The 23,977-nt window shown below is 51.0% G+C and carries 12 protein-coding genes; 9 read left to right on the top strand and 3 right to left on the bottom strand.

Annotation, left to right across the window (positions count from 1 at the left end; all coding sequences use genetic code 11):
* Position 1: 1 nt before the first annotated feature.
* From NE619_RS00575 to NE619_RS18970, 4 genes are all read left to right on the top strand, one after another.
* Positions 2–1,633: a putative polysaccharide biosynthesis protein gene (locus NE619_RS00575; RefSeq protein WP_256130424.1), complete on the top strand. Its 1,632-nt coding sequence runs from the start codon at positions 2–4 to the stop codon at positions 1,631–1,633.
* A 109-nt stretch (positions 1,634–1,742) separates the two neighbouring features.
* Complete coding sequence (locus NE619_RS00570) at positions 1,743–2,195, top strand: hypothetical protein (protein WP_256130423.1); 453 nt, start codon at positions 1,743–1,745, stop codon at positions 2,193–2,195.
* Positions 2,196–2,451: 256 nt separating this feature from the next.
* Positions 2,452–3,936 carry a YfcC family protein gene (locus NE619_RS00565; RefSeq protein WP_256130422.1) on the top strand — a complete coding sequence of 495 codons (1,485 nt, stop codon included), beginning with the start codon at positions 2,452–2,454 and terminating at the stop codon, positions 3,934–3,936.
* Between the two features lie 11 nt (positions 3,937–3,947).
* Positions 3,948–4,835, top strand: coding sequence for a DUF2971 domain-containing protein (locus tag NE619_RS18970; protein WP_256130421.1), 888 nt, complete (start codon positions 3,948–3,950; stop codon positions 4,833–4,835).
* A gap of 63 nt (positions 4,836–4,898) precedes the next feature.
* Here NE619_RS18970 and NE619_RS00555 read toward each other — a convergent pair whose 3' ends face one another.
* Genes NE619_RS00555 through NE619_RS00545 form a run of 3 tightly spaced genes read right to left on the bottom strand, consistent with a single transcriptional unit; the run spans position 4,899 to position 9,194 of the window.
* Positions 4,899–8,060: an FtsX-like permease family protein gene (locus NE619_RS00555; protein WP_256130420.1), complete on the bottom strand. Its 3,162-nt coding sequence runs from the start codon at positions 8,058–8,060 to the stop codon at positions 4,899–4,901.
* Positions 8,061–8,064: 4 nt separating this feature from the next.
* Positions 8,065–8,766: an ABC transporter ATP-binding protein gene (locus tag NE619_RS00550; RefSeq protein WP_256130419.1), complete on the bottom strand. Its 702-nt coding sequence runs from the start codon at positions 8,764–8,766 to the stop codon at positions 8,065–8,067.
* Positions 8,763–9,194 (bottom strand): MarR family winged helix-turn-helix transcriptional regulator, encoded by a 432-nt coding sequence (locus NE619_RS00545; protein WP_256130418.1) that lies wholly within the window; start codon positions 9,192–9,194, stop codon positions 8,763–8,765. The genes NE619_RS00550 and NE619_RS00545 overlap by 4 nt, the downstream gene beginning before the upstream one ends.
* A 210-nt stretch (positions 9,195–9,404) precedes the next feature.
* Here NE619_RS00545 and NE619_RS00540 point away from each other — a divergent pair, with 210 nt between their 5' ends.
* From NE619_RS00540 to NE619_RS18830, 5 genes are all read left to right on the top strand, one after another.
* On the top strand, positions 9,405–11,504 hold the full coding sequence (locus tag NE619_RS00540; protein ID WP_256130417.1) for a GHKL domain-containing protein: 2,100 nt from the start codon (positions 9,405–9,407) through the stop codon (positions 11,502–11,504).
* Positions 11,505–11,735: 231 nt separating this feature from the next.
* On the top strand, positions 11,736–12,539 hold the full coding sequence (locus NE619_RS00535) for an EAL domain-containing protein (RefSeq protein WP_256130416.1): 804 nt from the start codon (positions 11,736–11,738) through the stop codon (positions 12,537–12,539).
* Positions 12,540–12,632: 93 nt separating this feature from the next.
* On the top strand, positions 12,633–16,283 hold the full coding sequence (locus NE619_RS18835; protein WP_305146539.1) for a fibronectin type III domain-containing protein: 3,651 nt from the start codon (positions 12,633–12,635) through the stop codon (positions 16,281–16,283).
* Between the two features lie 87 nt (positions 16,284–16,370).
* Positions 16,371–20,900, top strand: a complete 4,530-nt coding sequence (locus tag NE619_RS00525) for an MBG domain-containing protein (protein ID WP_256130415.1) — start codon at positions 16,371–16,373, stop codon at positions 20,898–20,900.
* A 15-nt stretch (positions 20,901–20,915) separates the two neighbouring features.
* Positions 20,916–23,966 (top strand): BspA family leucine-rich repeat surface protein, encoded by a 3,051-nt coding sequence (locus NE619_RS18830; RefSeq protein ID WP_305146538.1) that lies wholly within the window; start codon positions 20,916–20,918, stop codon positions 23,964–23,966.
* Positions 23,967–23,977: the final 11 nt, after the last annotated feature.

Genomic DNA, 23,977 nt, shown 5'->3' with positions numbered 1-23,977 from the left:
TATGAAAGCAATTGAAAAACAACATTCATTTATGTCCAGCGTGATGAGTATCCTCATCGCGCAGATTGTCGTTAAACTGCTGGGTTTTCTGTACCGGATTGTAATCACTAATATCGATGGTTTCGGAGATGCCGGAAACGGCTATTATAACGCGGGATTCCAGTTTTACACGCTGCTGCTTGCCATATCTTCCGTGGGAATTCCCAACGCAATTTCCAAGCTGACCGCAGGCGCGGCGGCCAGGGGCGACCGGGCCAGGGCCCATATGATTTTCCGTACCGCCCTGTGGCTCTTTCTGGGAATCGGGCTGGTCTGTTCCTGCCTTCTATATATGGGAGCAGACTTTATCGCCCTGACAGTTATCAAAATGGATGGGGTCCAGTACACCCTGAAAGCCTTGGCACCGTCCATTCTGTTTGTCTGCCTGTCGTCTGTAATCCGGGGCTATTTCATGGGGCTGGGAAATGCTTCGCCCACCGGCAGGTCGCAGATGCTGGAGCAGGCTTTGAAGTCTTCAATGACAATTATATTTGTCATGGTCCTGTCCGCTTATTCGGCTAAGGTAATGTCCGCCGGGGCCAATCTGGCGACTTCAGTGGCGACACTGTTCAGCTTTGGCTATCTGCTCTGCTATTATCTGAGAAGAAGGAGCGGTATTCTGGAAGGAATGGAAACAGATATGTCCCTGGGAAAACGGGAGTTTCTCCATTATGCCAAGGCAATCCTTTTCATGTCCATTCCCATTTCCTTCAGTTCGATCATCATGTCGGCCGGAAGAGTTGTCGATACGGCTACCATTACCAGAGGTATTGCCAAAGCCTTTGCCTTTGGAATACCCGGTGAGGTCGGAATCCCCACCGCGGCGGAGCTCAACTCCAAGGCAGTGGAATTGGCCGGGATGCTGGCGAAAAGCGATCCGCTGACCAATCTGCCGCTGGCTCTCAATGTGGCCTTTGCCTCTGTCTTAGTCCCCACCATATCGGCAGCGATCGCAAAGGGAGACAGGCAGGAAGCCAATTCCAAGATTTCTTTTTCCATGCTGATCTCCATATTGATCATTCTGCCGTGCATGACAGGACTGATTCTTTTTGCCAAACCGATTTTTCTCATGATTTACCCCGGTGCTCCCGATGGCTGGCAGCTGCTGCAAATCAGCGCGGCAGGGATGGCCTTTGCAGCGATGGACCAAACGCTGTGCGGAAGTCTGCAGGGCCTGGGCAAAGTGCTGGTGCCGGCAAAAGCGCTGATGATCGGAGTTTTGGTAAAGATTGCTCTGAATCTGACCCTGATTCCCATAACGGGCATCAACATTTACGGGGCAGCGATCAGTTCTGTGGTGTGCCACGGTCTGGCATGTACGATCTGCTACAGAAGCCTGAAAAAAGAACTTTCGCTTCCTCTGGAGCTGAAAAAATATTTTCTCAAACCGGCAGCAGCCTGTCTGATTATGGCAGCAGTGTCGGCAGCCTGTTATCTTTTGGTTTTTCAACTCACCCAGTCCAACCGGATTGCCCTGCTGGCCGCGATTCTGTTTGCTGTCGTTATATATGCAATTGCGGTGCTGAGCATGAAGATTCTCAATGAGGAAGAGCTGAAGCAGCTGCCTCTGGTCAATAAACTGAGAAGCAAATGAAGAGAAAAACCATGAGACATTTTGATGTCTTGGTGAAGTTTTCTCCAAACCTCTGTCATAATATGAGAAATATGTTAGAATAGAAAAAAGTCTGCAAAAGAGGTTAAAAATGAGCAACTGGAAATACAAACTATATCAATTCATGCAGGGCAGATACGGCTTCGACGCCTTTGGTCAGTTCCTGATTATCGCTTCGGCGGTCATTATACTGCTGTCGAATTTTATTCATCTTCGATTTGTCTATCTGGCGGGACTTGCGCTTTTGATTTACGCATATTTTCGCATCGTATCGAGAAATATATACAAAAGACAGAAGGAAAATCAAAAGTACCTTGCCATTCGAGCCAAATTCAGCAGGAAGAAAAGCGGCGGGTCCGTGAATAACTGGCAGCAGGGAAACACCGGCTATGGACAGGGCGCAGCCGGCGGTAGAAATGAAAACGCCCAGTACAATTTCTATCGCTGCAGAAACTGCGGGCAGACGGTCCGCGTGCCCAAAGGCAAGGGAACCATAAAGATCACCTGTCCCAGCTGCGGCAACAGCTTTGTGGATCGGACGTGACTGTAATTTGTGTTACGCAAAGTTGTGGGCTTGCGGGCGCTCGAAACCGTAAAAAATGAAAATTTGTGCTGGCGACCGTTTTGGAGGCCGCAGGATCGTTGAAAAACGCGTAACTTTTCGAAAAAATCGGGAGAAGTTACCGGAACGCCCTTGCCACCAATGGAAGGGACCAGAAGAGTGCTTTTCCTATATGGAGCGTATAAAATCCTCACACCTGTACAAGCTAAGAAAAAACAGGAATTGTGAGGATTTTATTATGAAAAAATTCAGAATGCCCAGCGCGTTTACCATACTTTTCTTAATCATCATTGTGATTGCTGTCCTGACCTGGATCGTACCGGCCGGGACCTACCAGTATGTGGATGAGACCGCAACGCCGCTGGAGCCGGTTCCCGGCACCTATGAGGCCATCGCGCAGAATCCCCAGGGGTTCTGGGAAGTGCTGCGGGCGCCCATTGAGGGATTTTTCAACGCTACGGATATTATTGTATTCATTCTGGTTATCGGCGGATTTTTAGGGCTGGTAACCGATACGGGGGCCATTGACTCCGGAATCGGTTCCATTGTCAGCCGGCTTTCCGGCAGAGAGACCGTCATGATCCCCATCCTCATGTGCATCTTTGCGCTGGGCGGGACCATTTTCGGTATGTCCGAGGAAACCATAGCTTTCTATGTTTTAGTAATCCCCGTCTTTATCGCGGCGGGCTTTGACTCCATTACCGGCTTTGCCGTCATCTTTCTGGGCGCCGGAATCGGCTGCCTGGGCTCGACGGTCAATCCCTTTGCCACAGGCATTGCCTCCGGCTTTGCCGGAATCTCCATCGGAGAAGGCATCGTACTGCGGGTCATTATCCTGGTGGCGACACTGGTCATCGGCATCTGGTTTGTGATGGCCTACGGAAAAAAAGTGAAAGCAGATCCTTCAAAATCACTGGTCTATCATATGAAAGAGAGCAATGAACAGCATTTCCTCTCCCAGAAGGAGGTAGACGACAGTTCCAGCGTCATGTCCGGCAAGCAAAAGGCAATCCTCTGGGTGTTTGCTCTGAGCTTTCTGATTATGGTGCTGGGGGTAATCCCCTGGGCGGATAAGTTCGGCATTACCGTTTTCGAGGATTTCAACGGCTGGGTACGGGGGATTCCGGTACTGGGCACGGTGTTGGGAAACATCACGCCGCTGGGTTCCTGGTGGTTCGGCGACATTACGATCCTCTTCCTCCTGTCCTCCTTTATCTGCGGACTGATTTGGAGATGGAAGGAACTGCGGTTTATCGAGCTGTTTTTAAACGGCGCTAAGGATCTTCTGGGCGTAGCGCTGATTATCGGCATTACCAGAGGAATCGCAGTGGTGATGAACGATGGCGGCATGACTGCCACCATTCTTCATTGGGGCGAGGAATCTCTGAAATCCATGGGATCGGTGGCCTTTGTGGACCTGTCTTATCTGTTCTTTCTGCTGCTGTCCTTCCTGGTGCCATCCTCTTCGGGACTTGCGGCCCTGGCGATGCCCATTATGGCGCCGGTGGCAGATTTCGCGGCAGTGGGCAGAGATGTAATCATTACGGCCTATGCGTCGGCCAGCGGAATCGTTAACCTGATTACACCGACCAGCGGGGTGTTAATGGGCGCCCTGGCGATTGCCCGGGTTTCTTACGGCATCTATCTCAAATGGATATGGAAGTTCCTTTTGGTGCTCTTCCTGCTGGTACTGGCAATCCTCAGTGTTGCCGTGATTTTTTAAAGGAGCGGAACGTGGATAAAGATAATCGGATCTATCACTATACGTCTGCGGAGGGGCTTCACGGGATACTGTCTACAGGTACCTTGTTTTTTACCGACAGCCTCTTCCTCAATGACAGGAGTGAACGGAAAAACTTTTACCTGGTTTTAAAGAAATACCTCCATAAAACGCCCCTGAGCAAGACCTGGGTGCAGGAAATGGACAAACGGTATTTCGGGAAAAACGATTATATTTCCCGCAGGCTGGTGAACACAGGTCCGGCCGATCGAGACTCTCTGCGATATTTCGTTTTATCCTGCTGCAGGGACCGGGACAGCCTGCCCATGTGGAATTACTATACCCGCAGCATCCGCGCCGCCGGATACAATCTGCACTTTCTCACAGAAGAGCTGATCCGCCAGATGAAGTATCATCCGCTGGTCAGCAAGCTGACCCAAAAAAGGGGAACGCTGATGTGCAGAGAAGTGGTGTACGATGAAAAGAAAAAATCCGCAGTGATCGGTCAGATCCTGCGATATACACAGAAAAAATGGGAATCCCTGACTTCAGCTTCCGACAGAGAGAGGCTGCTTTTCAGGCTGGATCTGGCCTTTGAGGAAATGAGCCTTTTCTTCAAAGACAGCGCTTTCGCTCATGAAAAAGAGGTGCGGATCGTAGTCTGCGCGGAAAATAAAACGATTCTGGAGTTGCCCGAAGCCAGCTACCAGTTCCGGGAGGTCAGAGGCATCCAGATTCCCTGCCTGGCCATAGATGTGCTGGAAAAGGGAAGGGTAATCACCGGCGTAACCGCAGGCCCGGCTCTGGATAAAGAAATGGCAGCCAGCGGAGTGGAGCATATGCTTTACTATTACGGATTTCCTCAGACCTGTAAGGTGTCCTCGGTTCCGCTGCGTTACTAAAAAAATGCTATTGCTTTGCGGTGCTTTTCTCCGCCGGGCAATAGCATTTTTGCTGTAATACGGTCAGTCTACGGCCTTCATGGATTCCACCATCTCAATGCGCCGCAGCTTGAATACCATGAGAAAATCCACCAGTATGGAAAACGCTAAAGTGATGACCGCTGAGAGAAGATAGCTGAGCGGTGAAATCTCGCGTCCCATCATAAAGTCCGGCGACTCCGCGGTGAGAACAACATAGCGGTGGAGGACAAAGCCGGCGGCCAGGCCCACCAGCGTTCCCAGAATCGCCAGAAGCCCGATCTCGCGGAAGATATAGCGTGCCACCTCATTGTGATAATAACCCAGAACCCGCAGAGTTGCCAGCTCGCGGCTGCGTTCATTGATATTGATGTTGGTCAGATTGTAGAGAACCACCACCGCTAAAGCCCCCGCGCAGAGAATGAGTACGTATACGATCAGGTTGATGCTGGACATCATGTTTTCATAGCTCTCCTTTGATTGGGAATTAAACTCAGATGAGGCTACATATTCGGAGTCCTGAAGCCTTTCGGCGATTTCATCCTGAGCCGCCAGGCCGCTTATCTGTGAACGTACCAGATAAGCGTTGTAGTCAAATTCACCGAAAGCCGCTTGATATACCGACTGGTCCATGTAAAGGTAGCAGCCCACATAATTCTCCGTAATTGCGGTGAGGGTAAATTCCGCCTGTTTATCGTCCACATTGGTGAGCGTAAACCGGTCGCCTTTGGAAAGCTTCAGCGCGTCGGCCATTTTTTCAGTCATGATTACAGCGTCCCTGTCCAAAGAAACAGGAGTGTCGCTCCGGGGCTGGTGCAAGGCGATGAATTCGCTGAAAGCCCGGTCATTCTCAGGAATGTAGAGGGTGGTGCTGATCTTTTCCCCATCTGCGGGGCTGGAAGCCTCGGCGCTCTGACTGCTGATCTTTGTATGGGCTTTTCCGGCCAGAAAATCGTCCAGCACCCCATCGGTCTTATCCTCGACAAGCTCAATTTTCATATCGTACTTGAAAATATCCTTGTATTGCGTATTTACGATTTCCGACATGGAATCCTGCAGGCCAAAGCCGGTGACCATGAGGGCCGTACAGCCGGCGATGCCGATGATCGTCATGAAAAGGTGTTTCTTGTAACGGAAAATATTCCGTGCGGTCGCTTTATAGCTGAAAGAAAGCCGTTTCCAGATCAGAGGAAGGCGTTCGAGAAGAATCCGCTTTCCGGCCTTGGGAGCACGCGGAACCATCAGAGCGGCAGGTTTTTCCTTCAGCGTGCGGCGGCAGGCAAACCAGGTGGCACCCAGGGTACAGAGGACTTCCAGGCCGCAGGAGATCAGGGCGTACTTGAGATTGAACTGCAGGAAAAGCCGCGGCAGCTCGTATTGGGTGGCATAGGCCTGATAGAGAACCGTCGGCAGCAGCTGAAAACCGCCGGCAAGGCCGAGGGCACCCCCCAGGACCGTAGCGGCTCCACAGTAAATCAGGTATTTGGCCATGATCGTTTTCCGATTATAGCCCAGGGCTTTCAGCGTGCCGATCTGAATCCGCTCCTCCTCGACCATTCGGGTCATGGTGGTGAGGGAAACCAGGGCGGCCACCAGGAAAAAGAAGATGGGGAAGACCGTAGCGATATCGGCTACTTTTTCCACGTCCACCTTATAGCGGGCATAGCTGACATTGGAGTTCCGGTCGAGAATATACCATTCAGGCCGCTCCAAATCCCCAATGTCTTTTTCTGCCTCACGGATCTTTTTCTCCCCCCTGGCAATTTCTTCAGCCGCTGTTTTCTTTCCGTCTTTGTATTCCGTGCGTGCCTGGTCCAGCTGTTTTTTAGCGTCGGCCAGCTTTTTCTCATTGGCGGCGATGGTCTTCTCCGCATCGGCCAGCTCTTTTTCGTTGGCGGAGATTTCCTTTTGGGACCGGTTTAATTTCTTTTCGTTTGCCTTTAAGACACGTTCCGTGTCGGCCAGCTTTTTCTCTTCGCTTTGCAGCTGGGAGAGGCCCTGCTGGTACTGGGCCATGCCCTGATCGTAGGCCGCGATCTGGGCCAGCGCCTCATCGGAGAGGGGATAACCCGCAGCAAGGGCCTGTTTTGCCTGTTCCACCTGATCCCTGACCGAATCCAGCTGTTTTTTGCTCTCGTCCAGCTGCTGACGGGCCTGCTGCAGCTGGGCTTTTCCGGACTTCAACTGAGCCTTGGCGTCCTCCAGCTGCGCTTTACCGGATTTGAACTCAGCCTTTCCCGATTTCAGCTGAGCCTTCCCTGACTTTAGCTGTTCTTTTGCTTTTTTCAGCTGCGCGCTGCCGCTGTCCAGCTCCTTTTGACCCTGATCGATCTCCTTCCTGGCGTCAGCCAGTTGTTTCTCCGATTTCCGTTTCTCTTTATCCAGCTTTTCTCTGGCATCGTTCAGTTTATCCTCCGCTTCGCTGACGACCTCATTATAGCGGGCCTCGATGCGAACCCGGGAGAGATCCTCGATATCATCGGAAGCGGCTTCGATGCGGGATTTATAGGCATCGGAGAAAGAAGAACCCTGGTTTTTCAGCGTAAGGAAAATATCCGTATAGGCGTCCAGCTTGTAAGCCCGGCTGTCTGCGTAGACAATGGCGCCGGCACGGCCGTTTCCTGCGGAGGCGGGTTCTTTGGAATTGCAGAAATAGTAAGGGCTGCTGACGATTCCCACGATGGTAAAGCTCTGCTGCCGGTAAGTATCGGAAAGATCCTCGCCGTCCTTTGACAGGGAAAGCGTATCCCCGATGGTCAGCTGAGACATATAATCATTGGGATTTTCGATGACACATTCACCGGCGTTTTCCGGCATGCGTCCTTTGAGCAGCGTCAGATCGTTGACAAAGGACGCGCTGTTGTTTTTGGACAGATCCAGGCCGTAGAGCCGTCCGGCCAGCACCTCGTCCTCACCGGTGGACATCAGCACATCGGTGGCGTAGGCCGGCATAACCCTGTCTGTCTGGGGAAGCGCCGCCAGAGCCGATACGTCCTCGTCGGTCAGTCCCATCGTCGACTTTATATTGAAATCGGACATGGAGCTGCCCCGGTAATATTGGTCCACGGAAGCCTTCATATCGGGAGTCGCGGAAAGGATTCCCACCAGAAAGCCCACGCCCAGGGCGACAATGGCAATGATTGCCGCGAATCTGCCAAAGCTCTGTTTGATTTCTCTTGTGATTGTCCGAATATAATTCCGTTTCATCAGCTCACCATTCGATTTGTTCTACGGGGATAGGGGTTTGGTTCTCTTCAATACTGGCTACACTGCCGTTGTGAATATGGATCACCCGGTCGGCCATCGGTGTCAGCGCCTGGTTATGGGTGACTACGATGACTGTTTTATTCATATTCCTGCAGCAGTCCTGCAGCAGTCTGAGGATTGTTTTTCCTGTACTGTAGTCCAGAGCCCCGGTGGGCTCGTCGCATAAAAGAATCTTGGGATTTTTGGCCAGCGCACGGGCAATGGCCACCCGCTGCTGCTCACCGCCGGATAGCTGAGCAGGGAAATTGTCCATGCGGGCGGAAAGACCTACGGAATCCAATACCTGCTCAGGAGGAAGGGGTTCCTTGCAGATTTCGGAGGCCAGCTCCACATTTTCCAGGGCCGTCAGATTCTGAACCAGATTATAGAACTGGAAGACGAATCCCACGTCATGGCGACGGTAGGAGGTCAGCTCTTTTTCATTCATTCCGCTGACCTTGCGTCCGTCAAGGAGAACCGTGCCTTCATCGCAGGAATCCATACCTCCCAGAATGTTGAGCACAGTGGTCTTTCCGGCTCCACTGGGACCCACGACCACGCAGAATTCTCCCTGCTTAATGGTAAAGGTGACGTGATCTGCGGCAGCGATGGTCTGACTGCCCATGTGATAGTATTTGCAGACGTCTTGGAATGTGACATAACTCATTTTGCGATACCCTCCATCTTTTCTGCCGTTAACTGTACCAAACGCTGGAACTCCCGCATGTTTTCCTCGCCAAGAGCCTCCAGCAGCATGTCAAAATAATTTTCTACGAACCGGCGCTTTTCGATTACATACCTGCGTCCGGCGGCGCTGAGAATGATCCGCATTCTTCTGCGGTCCTTTTCTGCGGTTTCCATCGTGATGTAGCCCTTTTTCCGAAGAGCGGAGAGGATGGTGGTGATCCGCTGCCGGGTAACGAAAAGAGCCTCGCTGAGGGCCGAGGGATAGATATCCTCCTTCTCATGAGCATCCAGGTAGAGCAGCACCCGCATCTCCCCCTGACAGAACTCCATCAACGGAGCCACCAGCTCCATATCGTACATTTTTTGCAGGGAGCCTAAAAAGGAATCCCGCAGCTGACGCTTATCCATAAATCGCTCCTTCCAAAAGTAAATAGTATGTATAATCAATATGGTTGACTATATAATACTATATTCCGGCCCGCAGGGCAACAGGTATTCGGAATTTTCTGATTTTAAAGTTTATTTGTGGTAAAAATAACAAACCTACATTTTCGGGTAGTTGCAAACTGAAAAAATAACTTTATAATAAGTGGCAATATGTGTAAAGGAGGCAAAAATGTGTATGTAGCAATTTGTGACGATAGTGAAAAAGACCGTTCTGCTCTCAGGAAGCTTGTTATGAGGTTCGCGGCTGAGAATAATATCGAAATCGATATTCAGGAATACGGATCAGGGCAGGAGCTGTTGGACGCATTCCGGGAACTTAAAGGAAACCACATAATTATTATCGACATTTACATGAAAAAGGAAAACGGCATGCAGACGGCAAAAATTCTGAGGGAGGAGGGCTTTGCCGGCGAAATCATTTTTTCGACAATCAGCAGGGAATACGCCATTGAAGGTTATCAGGTAAAAGCAGCCGGATATCTGGTCAAGCCTTACGGATACCGGGAATTTGTTCCCTATATGAAAAGGGCGGTCGATAAAGCCGGGGAGAATTTGAGATACCTTAAAATTGCCTATCAAAGAGTGGAACGAAAAGTCTTTTATCATGAAATCATGTATGTAGAAACAGAAAAAAGAGACTCTGTGATCGTTACGACGAGGGGGAAGCTGCGGTGCAGAAAAACACTTTCCGATTTGGAGCAAATCCTGTGCGGTGAGCCGAACTTTCTGCGCTGCCACAGAAGCGCGATCATAAACCTCAATTATGTGGAAACCGCCAATGCCAATTATATCAATATGCTTGACGGAGGGCGGCTCCCCATCAATATTAAAAACGGAAAAAAGATATGCCAGGAAATAGAAAACTATTTTTCCAAACAATTAAATTACAATTTTTTCCAGGGGGGGGGGGGGCAGATGATTTTAGATGCAATGCTTGTCTTCGATATCTTTGGAAGTTTTTTCCCCTATGGTGTTATGCTCGTAATCTTTTATTGGGATCTCAAAGCGCTTTCTGCACAACGGTTTGTTGCGGTTTTGATGATTTTTTCCATTGGCGCCACAGTTATCTGTCTGGTTTTGACCCAGGTGCTGCATTTAACTTATGAAAGAACCAATATGGTCATCCTTATACTTGGTATTCTGCTGTGCCTGATTGCCAAGATCTTCATAGACTCCTGCTGGCCGATGTATCTTTTTACTACGGCACTGATTCTCAATATCGCGGCCATGGTCAATGGGAGCGTGGTGCTGATTAACTGCTATCTGCATATTAACGAGCACCTCGACCAGCTATATGTGACAGCGGAGATTATAATAATTTGCCTGATTAATATCGGAGCTGCAGTGCTGATGCGAAAGTTTATCACCAAAAGGCTGATGCGCTTTTCACAGACGAAGGTTTGGTTATTTATGACGCTGCCGCTTGCCATTGTGCTGGCATCCATGGTGTACGGCGTCAATGCGTGCATGGAGATAGCCGTGAGAACATCCGGGGCTAATCTTATAAAGGGCATCGTCATGTATCAGCTGCTGTATATGGCTGTTTTTGTGATCCAGATTGGATATACCCATCTTATGATAAAAACGATAAAATCCGAATCCTACAAAAAAGAAGCGGAAACATCAAAAAAGCTTTTGTATATGCAAAAGCAACAATATCAGATCCTGTGTGAAAAAGACGAGTCCGCAAGAAAGCTCCGGCATGATTTGCGGCATCTTAAACTTTCCGTGGCCGGTCTCCTGCAGGCCGGCGAACAGGAACGCGTTCTGAGTCTGTTTAACAAATTCGTGGCAGAATATGAAAATACGGACAGCGGACGCTGGTGCCGCAATCTGATCATTAACAGTCTCGTCAGCTGGTATATGACAGTCGCCAGAACCAGGAGCATCGATTTCAAAACAGCTCTGAACTTGGGGGATATGAAAGATATGGATCTTGATTTGGCGGTCCTCTTTGGGAACGCACTGGAAAATGCTTTTGAATCCGCGGCCAAAGCTGAAAAAAAAGAAGTCAGGGTCAGCGCAGGAGTAAGAGGCCAGGGCATTCACATACGATTCGAAAATACCTTTGATGGGGTAATGAAGCGCAGCGAGGGCAGGTATTTGTCGAGGAAACGGGGATTTAAAGAAAAAGGAATCGGAATAGCGTCGATTCAGACCATAGCTGAAAAATACGGCGGAATGGTACATATTCGAACGGAGCAATATAGATTCATACTGCTCGTTGTACTTAAGAAAAACAATGCTCCATCAGCAGAAATTGAAAATTAAAAGACTTTGGGACACCGGATTTCGATATCACCGATAATGGAATCCGGTGTCTTTTATTGGGCGGAAATGTCGAGCAAAAGGGGAATCTGTCGTAAACGGGGAGGTTTATGTCGCAGACGGTTATTCAAGAAGTCAGGAAAGTATTCTAAAATAAAAATAAAGAGGAGTTAAGCATTATGAAATGCTAGTGAACAATATGTGAATAAATGGTGAAAGACAGGAGAAACGTATATGGAAACAGGCAGTGAAAACTCTGTAAGATTGGAGAATGCGCAGAAATATGGGAAATATGGACCAGGCATCCAGGATTTCTATGCGATGTTTCAGCCGTTGTACTCGGGAGATGACGGTGCGTTATGGGGATTTGAAAGCCTGCTTCGTTTTTATAACACCCTGACAGGCGCCATTCCGCCGGAGACGATCATACCGATCATAGAGGCCAGGGGATGCGCGCTGATCGCAGAATCTGTGATCCTGCGTGAAACGACTGACTTGCTGAAGAGGATCGACGCATTAGGTCAGGCGGCCAAGGGAAGCATTAATATCAGCCCGAACCAAATGCGCCAACGGGATTTAATTCCCCGGTTGGAAGAACACATGGAATGTGAAGGCCTGCTTAAAGAAAATCTGGTATTGGAAATTACAGAAGATTGTTATGCGGATGCCGATGCAACGGTTCGCTTTGCGACTGAGGCAAAGGAATGTGGGTTTTCAGTCAGCATTGATGATTTTGGCAAGGGGTATACCTCACCGGAAATGATTTTGGAGGTTCCCAGCGACATCGTAAAGATTGATAAAGATTTTATTCAGAAAAGCAGGCGCAGTGATTATAAGAGAATCGTTGAACCTTTGGCGGAATATTGCAGAAAGGCAGGCATACTGCTCTGCCAGGAAGGCGTAGAGGAGAAGAGACAATTGGAGCTGTGCAAAGAGCTGCGTATTGATATTATACAGGGATTCTATTATTCGGAAGCAGTAACAGCAAATCAGCTGATGAAGCTGGCGCAATGTCAGGAGCGCACCGAAATAACCTGAAAGGAGGCGGAAAATATTTGCAGCGTTCCATGTTTTAATTGATCAGAATAGTTATAGCAAATCAAAAGCAACAAGAAGACGAGGAGGACGTATATGAAAAAAAATATGCTGAAACGGTGGCTGGCAGTTGGACTGGCGGTTACCGTAGCATTTTCACCGACAATGCCTTTTGCGCAGAAAGCATCGGCAGCGAGCACAGGAGGCAAAATCATAGAAGCGGATGATACCAGTGACTTTCCCATCGAACTGAATGATGGTGATACGCTGAGAATCATGAGTTCCAAAACAGTCGAAGCAAAAACCGCAGGTTCGTCGCCCGTATCCGTAGCGGCCGGGGCCAGCGCGACAATCGACTTGAACGGATACACGCTTTCTCTCAAAGGGAAAGATGCTTCGGGCAGAGAGCCGGGAACCGCGGCTGTTCGTGTACCGAAGACTTCCGCACTGACGATTATCAGCGGAGAGAATAACGACAAAGGCGGGAAACTGACTTGTACCGGAGGCAACGCAAGCAACGGGGTCAATGGGGACAACGGAGATAACGCCGGCAGACAGCATCCGGGAAAAGGCGGCAACGGCGGTGACGGCGGCGGAGGCGCCGGAGCGGGGATCGGCGGCAACGGCGGAAAAGGCGGAGCCGGCGGCAGCGGCGGCAACGGCAACAATGGCAATGCCGATGATTACAAAGGAGCATCAGGCGGATCCGGTGGTGCTCCGACAGCAGCGGAAGCCGGTGGCAGCGTTTATCTGCTGGCCAACATTCAGCTGACTGCCAATGGCGGTGTCAGCGGAAAAGGCGGTAACGGAGGCAGCGGCGGTAAAGCCTTTTACTATTATGGAACCGGTGCGGCTCCTGACAGCGCAGCCGGCGGAGGCGCCGGTGGTGGCGGCGGCGGAGCAGGAATGGCCGCGGCAGGAATCGGCGGCGGAGGCGCCGCAGGAACCGGAGGCGCCGGTGGTGCTGAAGGCGGCGGAGAATATAACGGCAACATACGGGCCGGTGGTGGCGGCGGCGGCCGCGGAGGCTGGCCATCCGCAGGAGGCGGCGGAGCTGGTGGCAGCGCGGCTAAAAAGTATGAGTATTATGGAAAAGCCGGCGGCATCGGACAATCTGTCGCAAGCAATGGAACTGGCGGAAAATCCGATACGGCCAATGCTGACGAACAGGGCGGCTATGTACAGAGGACAGGTAACGGCGGAGCCGGTGGCTACTCAATTTTCTGCAGCGATTCGGAGTTCTGTTCACAGACGACAAATGGTGCTGAAGGAGCAAAAACCTGGCATGATAACAGCGGTTACCGCGGTTACGGCGGTTACGGCGGCGTGCTGAACGCAGGTATCGTAAACAGGACAGGTACGGCAACAACGCCAAAAACAGAAATCCTGACAGGAGGAGCCGGCAGCACGGCGTGGTATTCCACCAGACTGCAGAACGTGATTTCCAACAATCTGACGACAGCACAGGGCTACAAGGGATGGAACAGCGCCGGAGCAACTGCCAAACAGGCAGTCTATGATGTTCAGGACTGTAGCATTGTACTGAACCCGACTTCCTATACATATGACGGGACCCCGAAAAAACCGGATTATACCATATCCTACAGTCGCACAGGCAGAAAAGGCGATACGGAACCGGCCAGCATAGGAGACTTAAAATCCTTTGTGAAATCCGTATCCTACGGAACCAATGCCGACTGCCCGAAAGGAAAGATCATTCTGACAGGAAAAGGTATTCAAAACGGAACATCGCTGGTGGGAACCGTAAGCAAAGAATTTCCGATCAACAAAGCCGACAACTCTCTTGAGCTGTATGCTAAATACAATGCAGAGACCATTACACGACCGGTTCCCGTGGGGACGGAATTTGAAGTGAGCTGTGTGGTGGCAAAGGGTTCCGTTCAGGAGAAGAAGATTAAATGGAGCCTGGCGACGGATCTTCCGGGTACGGACATCAATGAGGGGTCAGAAGCTTCTGCGGTTATCGAGAACCCGGATGCACTGACGACAAAAATAACGGCAACGGAAGCAGGAAGGCTTAAATTGCGCGCTACAGTATCCGGTATGGAAAATTTCAACGATTGTTTTTCCGACATAGCCATCGATGTGGCTAAAGCACCGGGACAAATTTATTTGACCAACTTCTGGGCAACGCCTACCTACGGGGAAACCTTTAAAGTGGACTACGATGGAAACGACGAGCCCGGCGATGTGGAATACAGCATTAATTCTTCTGGCGGCGCGGCCACGATCGACAAGGAGGGCACTGTCACGGTCCTTGGCGTCGGAGAGTTCAATGTGACGGTAAGAAAAACCATCAGCACAGAGTTTGGCGGGCATGAAACACTGTCCGATACGAAAACGGCTGTTGCGCAGCCGATAACGATATCCGCTCAATGGAAGGGATATGAAAATCTGGTTTACGATGGAAACGAGAAAAACGTTACCGTTTCTTTAGATAATGTTAAGAAGGATGACCCGGTAAATCCGGTTATTGAAAATGGAAACAAGACAGAGGCGGGAAGCTATCAAGCCCAAATTACGGGCCTTTCCGGAAGCAAAGCGAACTGTTACAAGCTTTCCGGAGAAACCGTAAAAACTTATACAATAGAGCAGGCGGAACAGAATTTCACTGTTACCTGTGATGATGTAACCTTTGGACCGGATATGAATATTAAGCCAAAGGCGCAGGGGCTGAAAGAAGACCCTCAAATCGTTTGGCAGTATAAAGAAAAAGATGCGGATGACAGTGAATTCACCGGTATCCAGCCCACGGAACCCGGAGACTATACGGTAAAGGGTACGGCATACGCCACGAAAAATTACAAAGAAGCTGTCGGAAGAGCCGATTTTAAAATCGTAAGCGCAGGACAGATCGGCGGATTATCGCTCAATCTGAATAAAACTTCCATCCAAGTCGGGGAATCCATTACTGCCCAGCTGGAAAATCTTCCGGAAGGAGCAAATGACGCGGATATCGCCTGGAAACTGATCAACAGCAGCGGTAAAGAAGCAAACGCAGTGATTTCCGAAGACAGCAGCGAAAAGACCGTTGTCATCACACCGAAGGAGAGCGGCAGCTATACGGTGAAGGCCGTGCTGAGCGGCATGCGTTATTACGAAGACAGCGAAGCGGTCAGCGGCACGATTACGGTGAAAGCCGAAGAAAAACCGGCGCCGGCGCCGGCTCCCAGCGTCAGCGTGGCGGCCCCAACGGGACTGAAAGCGGCGGCAAAGAGCTACAACAGCCTGAATGTCAGCTGGAACAGAGTGTCCAACGCCACAGGCTACGAAGTATACCGGGCCACGCAGAACGGAAGCTACAAGAAACTGCGGAGCCTGACGGGAAGCAGCTTCAGCGATACCGGACTGGCCACCGGCACCAAGTATTATTATAAAGTACGGGCGTACAACGTGAGCAACGGAAAGACCGTGTACAGCGGCCTGACGGGAGCTGCCGCGGGAACGCCTAAGCTGGCAACGCCGACGGTGAAGGTGAAAGCCGGAAAGAAAAAAGCGACGGTGAAATGGTCCAAGGTGGCGGGAAAAACCAAATATCAGGTGTACCGGGCGACGAAGAAGAGCGGCAAATACAAGAAGGTAGCCACGACGAAGAAGACCAGCTACACCAACAAAAAGCTTAAGAGCAAGAAGAAATATTACTACAAAGTGCGCGCGTACCGGAAGGTGAGCGGCAGGACCGTATATGGAAGCTATTCCAAAGTGAAAAGCGTAAAAGTAAAGTAAGATAGGCCCAGAGCCTAATGTGAGGGTGAAAATAGCTTCACCCTCACTTTTACAGTAGACAAAAGGGCATTGGAGAGGGAGGTCAAAATGCGAAAAGGATTTATCATACTGATCATAATGGCTTTTGTTGCAGCCGGAACAGTTTTTTCTTTCGCTGATTCAAAACTGGAAACGCAGAAAAACGCGGCGCCCGAAGGTACAAAGATGTCCCTCCCTACAGGACAGAAGATGTTCCTTACCCTGGAGGAGGACTGGTATTGGAGATGGAATATCAACAGCCCGGCAGGAATTGGCAGCGTTGCCCATCTGGATGACACGGAAGGAAGCAATTGCGAATTCCAGTTTGAATACGCAGGGGACGGTTATTACGGAATTAAATACGGATCCTATTATCTGGATGTGGAGGACAAGGCCTCGGATATTGGCAAGGTGCTGCATTTGTATCATACGGGACTGAGTCAGGATAATCAGAGATTTGCCTTTTACAGCGCGGGCCAGGACGCATACGGCAACCAGAAATACTACATACAGGTAAAATCCAGCGGATACTGGGTCGGGGTGGAGAATAACCAGGCCGGTGAACATAAAAAAATCATGCAGGTGGAACAAGATGCCCGAAAGGCGTGGCTGCTCACCCCCTGTACCTATCCTTCCGGAGGAGAAGGCAGCCATATCGCAGGCGGCTCCACAGCGGAGTTTTTTACACAGGACAGCGATATGCCGAAATCGGTAAACGTCAAGGATGATTCTTTTTCCAACGGCGCACGGCTCAACCTGTTTCAACTGGGTACAAGCTGCAAAATGAGAATGCACTGGAATCCCGATTTTCAGGCATATACCATAGAAGCCACCAATAATTTTTCGGCAGAAACCACAGGAAAGGTTTGGGACGTAAAGGGAGAAAACGGGAGAGCGGGAACAGCCATTCATCTTTGGGAGGGCCAGACGAAGACAAAAAATCAGAATACCAGTCAGCTGTGGAGGCTGATAAAAGAAGGCGATGGAAGCTACCGCATACAGAACCTTCGCTGCGGCCTTTACGCAGGATTGGACGCAAATGATGAACTGGTACTGTCGTCAAGAGGAGTATGCTTTGACATGGATATGATCGATGATTTGGGGCAGGCGACTCCATGGATGAAAGAGATCCCCGATGAAGCCTTACTGTCTTCACTTAGCATACCCGGGACCCACGACACAGGAACGGCAAATATTGTTCAGGGAGGCACTCCCCAGATATCGGTTACTTCCTGCCAGAAGTATTACTTCGACGAACAGCTGAACACCGGTATCCGCGCCTTTGATATCAGAGGCAGCGCAGGCGCCGGGGCCAAAACCGTTTCGGATGTCGGTCTGGTTCACGGAGGAGCGACCTGGAAATGTAAAAACAAAGACGGAAGTGACTTGACTCTGAAAAACATTCTGGATGACAGTATTCGATTTTTGGAGGCATATCCCAGCGAGACGCTGATTATGACTGTCAAACCGGATGCGGGAACCGATGAAGATCTGGCGAGGGCATTGGGAAATTTCATGAAAAACAACCCACGATATGTATGGCAGTCCGATCAGATTCCTTCAATGGGGCAGGCGCGAGGGAAAATCGTATTCGTCCGTCGGTTTGAGATGGGAGACTATTCACCGAAGAGCGACGGCATCGAAACCTCCTGGTTCGGTCCCAATCTGTCCAAGTGGGATTCCTACGATTATGGGGCGCAGCAGCGGGCAATCAAAATATATGATGAAGGCGGCAAGAGCGTCTACGTGCAGGACGCTTATAACGCCGGAGCATCTGACAAACTGAATTATATCGAAGGAACGATGAAACAGACAACGGGCGAGGATAACAGCAACCCCATCCCGGCGGAAGCCTATGTATATAACTACACCAGTACGGCCAGCGGTCTTTTTCCACTGGGGTCAACCAGGCAGGTCAATCCCTGGCTTTACAGGCAGAGCCTGATCGGTTCCGCGAAACTGGGGATCGTTATGCTCAATTTTGCCGACCGACCCATGGCCCAACGAATTTACCAGGCCAATAACAGGGACAGCCGCTTTGCCACAAAAGCCCAATTCCCCGATAAGATAGAGATTACCTATGGAGATCGCTTAAAGGACGCAAGATTGAATCGCAGTTCCCAAAACGGCTCCTTTCAATTCAGCGACAGCAATTACATGCCCACAAAAAAAGACTTTGATGAAAAAAGGAATTTTGCCCTTACTTTTGTTCCGTCAGATAAAAGACTGGAACCCGTGACAAAGATGGTGAGGATAACTTCCTTTAAAAAGAAAAAGGTTGGAGTGCGCATTGACGATAAAAACATGGTTTACGGCGACCCTATTCCAAAACTGACCTGTTCGCTGGATGAATCTCAGCTGGCCGCGGGAGATACTGTCAGTGATTTGGGAATCCGTTTAAATACGGAGAATACCCAGGGAAGGCCGGCTGCGGGGACCTATCCCATAACCGGTACCGGACAATCGGACCATTACGATGTGGAGTTTGAGAATTCCCAGGCTCTGCTTCGCGTGGAAAAGCGGCTGCTTACAGCCATATGGAGCAGCACAGAGAATCTGGTTTATACAGGCCGCCCAATTCCGGTGACGGCAAGGTTTACCAACCTTTTGACAGGAGATGTCTGTGAGCCGGTCATAAAGGGAGGGAACGCTGTGGGGCCCAGCTGGAATGAAAAGGATCCGCAAAAGCCCATTGCCTTTCGTGCCGAAATCACAGGCCTTTTAGGAAAAGACGCCGGGAATTACCAACTTCCGCAGGAGGGGACGATAAAGGAATATTATATTGAAAGAGCTCCTGCAAAAGACTATCAATTTCCTTCCCGTGTATCGATTACTTATGGAAGACCGCTGAACGAAGCGGTTCTTGACGGAGCCGGGGGAGAAGGAAAATTCCTGTTTGAAAAGGACGGCCTTTCCGCTATGGGAACAGTGCCGGGCGATGTGGGGACCTACCAATATCAATTGATTTTTGAGCCGAAGGATCAATTCCAAAAACCGGTTGAAAAGACGGTTTCCGTAGAGGTTTTGCCCAAACATGTGAGGGCAAAAGCGGAAAACATCATAAAAGCCTGCGGAGAAAAAACGGTTCTTGATTTTTCCTTGCTGGACAGTTTGGCACTGGACGACAAGAAAGCAGATCTGCGGCTGATTTTGTCCGCGGGAGAAGGAGACAGGGACGACTGCGAGGAAGGGAATTATCCGATCCATATGAAAACATGCGGCAACGCCAATTATGAGGTGGAAGTGGAGGCAGGCACGCTGACCGTTCTGCGGGATCCGCGCATGAAGATGGATCTCATAGGCTTTGAGGGCCACACGGTCTATGGCGACTCCTTTTTCGTACAGGCCCAGGGAGGCAGCATCAGTTCCGCGGCACCGGTCTACAAAGCAGAAGGCGCGGCCTCGGTTGACCCGGACAGTGGAAAAGTGACTGTCAGCGGCGTGGGGAATTATCGGGTCTGGGCCGAGCGGGCCTACGAAGATGATGTTATCCGCACACCGGTTAAGGTGGGCTCTGCGAAAAAAAGAGAACTGATGCTCAAATGGAAAAATTTCAGCGACCTGGTCTATGACGGCCGCGCAAAAAATGTCACTGCCCATATCTATAATCTGGTACGAGGCGATGAGGACGCGGCAAGCATTGAAGGCGGCAGAGAAACCGATGCCGGAACTTACACTGCGGCAGCGGACCTGGCCGGCGCAAAAGCGGAATGCTATCAGCTCCCTCAAAACAGCCGGCAGACATATACCATTGAAAAAGCCCGTCTGGACGGCGTGGGAGTAGAGCTGTCCACAGGATCATGTTATTACGGACAGACGATCAACGCATCGCTGAAAGGATTTCCCGGGCAGGAGCAGGCAAAAGTGAGCTGGCAGCTTACAGACCATTCCGGCCGTGCGGCCCAGTGGCGGCTGCGGCAGTCGGGAGGAAGCGGCGAATATGCCGACCTCACGGCACAGGCCGCGGGAAGCTTTAAAGTAAAAGCTGTCATCTCCGATATGAAGAATTATCAGGACAGTGAAGCGGAAAGTGAAAAGAGCCTTGTGGTGAGTCTCAAAGCGCCTGAGGTCAAGGGAACCGCAAAGTCCTGCGATACGGCGCAAATCATATGGAGTCCATCGCAGGGAGCCGAAAGCTATCAGGTTTATCGATCCGGTTCCGCGGAAGGCTCTTACGGAAAAATCGGCTATGCGGCAGCGGCCTCCTTTACTGATCGGGGCCTGACGCCGGGAAAGACCTATTACTATAAAGTCCGGGCCTGCGGCGATACGCAGGGCAGGACGGCAGCCAGCGTATTTTCCGGTGCCGTAAAGGTAAGCCCGGGGCTGGCGGTACCCACAGTGAAAGTAAAACGCGGCAAAAAACGAGCAGTGGTCACATGGTCGGCTGTCAGCGGAAAAAGCGGATATCAGGTGTACCGATCCCGCACAGCAAAGGGTAAATACAAGAAATGCAAAACAACCGCTTCGCGCAGATATACGGACAAAAAAGTAAAACGCCAAAAGAAGTATTATTACAAAGTACGGGCGTATAAAAAGGTTGGCGGTAAAAAAGTCTACGGCGCCTTTTCAAAAGCAAAGAGTGTAAAAGTAAAGTAAGAAAGGAAGAAAACCATGAGCAGAAAAAAGAGAAGAACCCTGAAGATTCTAAGCCTTGGAATCGCATTGCTGATGATATCTGCCATGCCGTTTTCAACAGAAAAGACTTATGGGGCCTCCGGCAGGGTGATCGAAATAGGCAGCGCGTCGGCGCTGAATAACATCGGCAGCAGCACAGTGCTACAGAACGGAGATACGATCAAGTTCACGGCCAATGTCAGCTCTTCCGCAGGCAGCGGCTCGGCCCTATCCATACCCGCGGGGATTTCTGTAATCATGGATCTGAACGGGAACTCCATAACCCTCAGAGGAGCAAACGGAAACGGGCAGCAGCCCGGTTATGCGGCAATCCATTTGCCGGAGTCCGCCACTCTGGAGATCATTGACAGCCTGGCAGAGACGGGAGGAAGTAAAGGCAGTCTCAGCTGTTACGGCGGCAACGCAGGCAATGGAGCAAGAGGAAACAATGGCGGAAACGCCAGCGAGAGCGCGCCGGGAGACGGAGGCGCAGGAGGCTCGGGCGGCGGCGGAGCAGGAGCCGGCATTGGCGGCAACGGAGCCAGAGGCGGAGACGGCGGAGCCACAGCCCATTGGGGAAGCAATAACAAATATGACGATTTTCAGGGAAGCTACGGTAATGATGGCAAGGCTCCGGAAAAGGTGGGAGCAGGAGCAGGGCATCTGATTGTGACCGGAAAGATAAGTCTGCTGGCCCGCGGCGGTGCCGCAGGGACAGCGGGCGCAGGCGGATCAGGAGGAAATGCGTACCGCAAAACTTCCAAGGCGGATAAATTTACTGCCGGCGGCGGAGGCGGCGGAGGCGGCGGAGCAGGCTTTGCCGCTCCCGACTATGGCGGCGGAGGCGCAGGAGGCTCGGGCGGCGGAAGCGGCGGGCAGGGAGGCGGCGAATACAACGGCGACATCCGTGCAGGCGGCGGAGGCGGTGGCCAGGGCGGCTTTCCTTCGGCAGGCGGCGGAGGCGGTGGAGGTTCCGCTGCTAAGAACACGGCCCACGGCGGTTATAGCGGCGGAAGCAGTATTTCCATCGATGCCTATGGCAGCGGCAATCCCGGAGGGGGAGACCGCCCACCCGGCGTAGATTCCGATGGAAAGGTCTATACACATGGAGAAAGCGGCCAGGGAGGCTGCGCTGCGACACAAAACTTAGATATGCAGAGAAAACAGGCCTCGCAAAAGGCAGATGGTTCCATAACCTGGCATAATAACGGCGGAACCCGCGGCTACGGAGGCGATGGCGGAGCTATTCAGACCGACGCTGGCTATGATGATTGTTATAAAGGAGGAAAAGGCGGTATCTTGTGGCTTTCTACCCGCGCTTCCTATGATCTGCACAGCAGCAACAGTCACGGCAGTACCGTCTATATGGGAGCACGCAAAGAGTCGCTGGGATCTACCACCAAAAAGACGCTTTACGACTTGCGGGACTGCAGCGTTGCGTTCAATCCCGGCTCTTATGTATACAATGGTCAGACATGCCGTCCATCCTATACGGTCACTTACACCTCACCCGGAATTTGGCTGGATTCCCGCAACGGAAGCCAAAATCTGAACAGCGGCATTAAGAGCGCTGTTTACGGAGAAAACATCGAATGCTCCCAGGGAAGCGTCAAGCTTACAGGAAAGAATTCGCGGGCGGATTCTCTGCCGGTACTCAATGAAAAGACAGCCACCTTCCCGATCAATAAGGCTGAAAACGGAGTTTCCATTATCAATACGGACAACCTTGCCCATTTACAGAAAAAGAAAGCTGCGAACTTTCAGTGCAAACTCAATACGGAGAGCGGAGTGTCGCAGAAAACCGTCAAATGGTCGGTAGCGGCGGATTCAGAGGTCCAGGCATCGTTCAGCTCTGACAGCCAGATGCAGACACAGGTAACACCCGCAGGAAACGGAACGCTGAAACTGAAAGCAGAGATCACGGGCATGAAGAATTACAAGGATTGTTCGACAACTTATTCCATCGCGGTTCGTTATCCCGATGCGGAGACCGTTCTTTACAGCGACGGAACGCTGATTATCAATGAGCAGGCGGCAAACCGGGAAAGCAGCCAAAATACGCACGGCTCAGAGGTCGCGGTCTACCCGGCCTGGTCGGAAAAGGAGCCTTATACGAGAAACGCCTCGATCCCCTGGAAAAAGGACGGCAATGACTCCGCTGTCAAACGGGTGGAGTTTGGAGAGAAGATCGCTCCTAAAACTATGAGCGGCTGGTTTGAGGATTGTTATAATCTTTCTTATTTTGACGGCAGCAGGATTGACTGCTCGAAGCTGACCGATCTCTCATTTATGTTTTCCGGAGCGGGAAAAAATTCGGATAGCTTTCGGGCAGAGGGAATTTCGAACTGGGATATGAAAAGCGTGCGCTCCGTAAAAAGAATGTTCTGTTCGGCGGGAGGCAGCAGGGTACAGCACATTGACATCGGCGGACTGACGATTCCGGGCGGCTGTACTATGGATGAATTCGCCTATAGCTGCCGTGCGTTGAATGGAACGATCACCTTAGAGGGAGCCCCGGCTTATACAGCGGATGCCTTTTACCATGGGGTGACTTTGGAAGGAAACCGAGTACTGCTGTCCTTTTCATCCGCGGCAGCCGAAGCCAGCGTTGATGAGCTGGTCGCCCAATATGGAAGACACGGAACCCGTTCACAGGGATATATCTATAAAAACGCCATCGATGTTGTGGCCCCGGAAAATATTTCTTTCGGTCAAACCAGTTCGGAGGATCCCATCCATCTGTCAGCCCGCGCGCAGCTGGAGAATCGGGGTATACCTGCTAAAATCAGTCAGGTAGCCTTTGTTCCCGGGGATGGCTGGACGGCTGTTCCACAGAGTACGGATTTTGCCAGGCTGCCCATTGATTCCAAGAAAGTGGGAGTGAGTTATAAAGACAAAGATCTGACAAATTCATACGTGGAGAGCCTGATAATGGATTTTGACGGAACCGCTTCTTTGGATTTCAAGGCATCGATAGGACCGGTAGGCTCGCAGCTTGAGGGCGCGGCCTTTGGCAATATCGTGCTGACTTTAGAAAAGGCAGATTGAATTAGGAAAGA

Source organism: Anaerovorax odorimutans (assembly GCF_024459955.1).
Classification (GTDB): Bacteria; Bacillota; Clostridia; order Peptostreptococcales; family Anaerovoracaceae; genus Hominibacterium; species Hominibacterium odorimutans_A.
This window is presented reverse-complemented; position numbering and strand designations above follow the sequence as displayed.

What these genes read in the sequence shown, in the direction of transcription:
- NE619_RS00545 (WP_256130418.1), bottom strand. Translation starts at nt 9,194, where the DNA reads ATGGATAAGCGTCAGCTGCGGGATTCCTTTTTAGGCTCCCTGCAAAAA.
- NE619_RS00525 (WP_256130415.1), top strand. Translation starts at nt 16,371, where the DNA reads ATGCGAAAAGGATTTATCATACTGATCATAATGGCTTTTGTTGCAGCC.
- NE619_RS00535 (WP_256130416.1), top strand. Translation starts at nt 11,736, where the DNA reads ATGGAAACAGGCAGTGAAAACTCTGTAAGATTGGAGAATGCGCAGAAA.
- NE619_RS18830 (WP_305146538.1), top strand. Translation starts at nt 20,916, where the DNA reads ATGAGCAGAAAAAAGAGAAGAACCCTGAAGATTCTAAGCCTTGGAATC.
- NE619_RS00550 (WP_256130419.1), bottom strand. Translation starts at nt 8,766, where the DNA reads ATGAGTTATGTCACATTCCAAGACGTCTGCAAATACTATCACATGGGC.
- NE619_RS00570 (WP_256130423.1), top strand. Translation starts at nt 1,743, where the DNA reads ATGAGCAACTGGAAATACAAACTATATCAATTCATGCAGGGCAGATAC.
- NE619_RS00565 (WP_256130422.1), top strand. Translation starts at nt 2,452, where the DNA reads ATGAAAAAATTCAGAATGCCCAGCGCGTTTACCATACTTTTCTTAATC.
- NE619_RS18835 (WP_305146539.1), top strand. Translation starts at nt 12,633, where the DNA reads ATGAAAAAAAATATGCTGAAACGGTGGCTGGCAGTTGGACTGGCGGTT.
- NE619_RS00575 (WP_256130424.1), top strand. Translation starts at nt 2, where the DNA reads ATGAAAGCAATTGAAAAACAACATTCATTTATGTCCAGCGTGATGAGT.
- NE619_RS00555 (WP_256130420.1), bottom strand. Translation starts at nt 8,060, where the DNA reads ATGAAACGGAATTATATTCGGACAATCACAAGAGAAATCAAACAGAGC.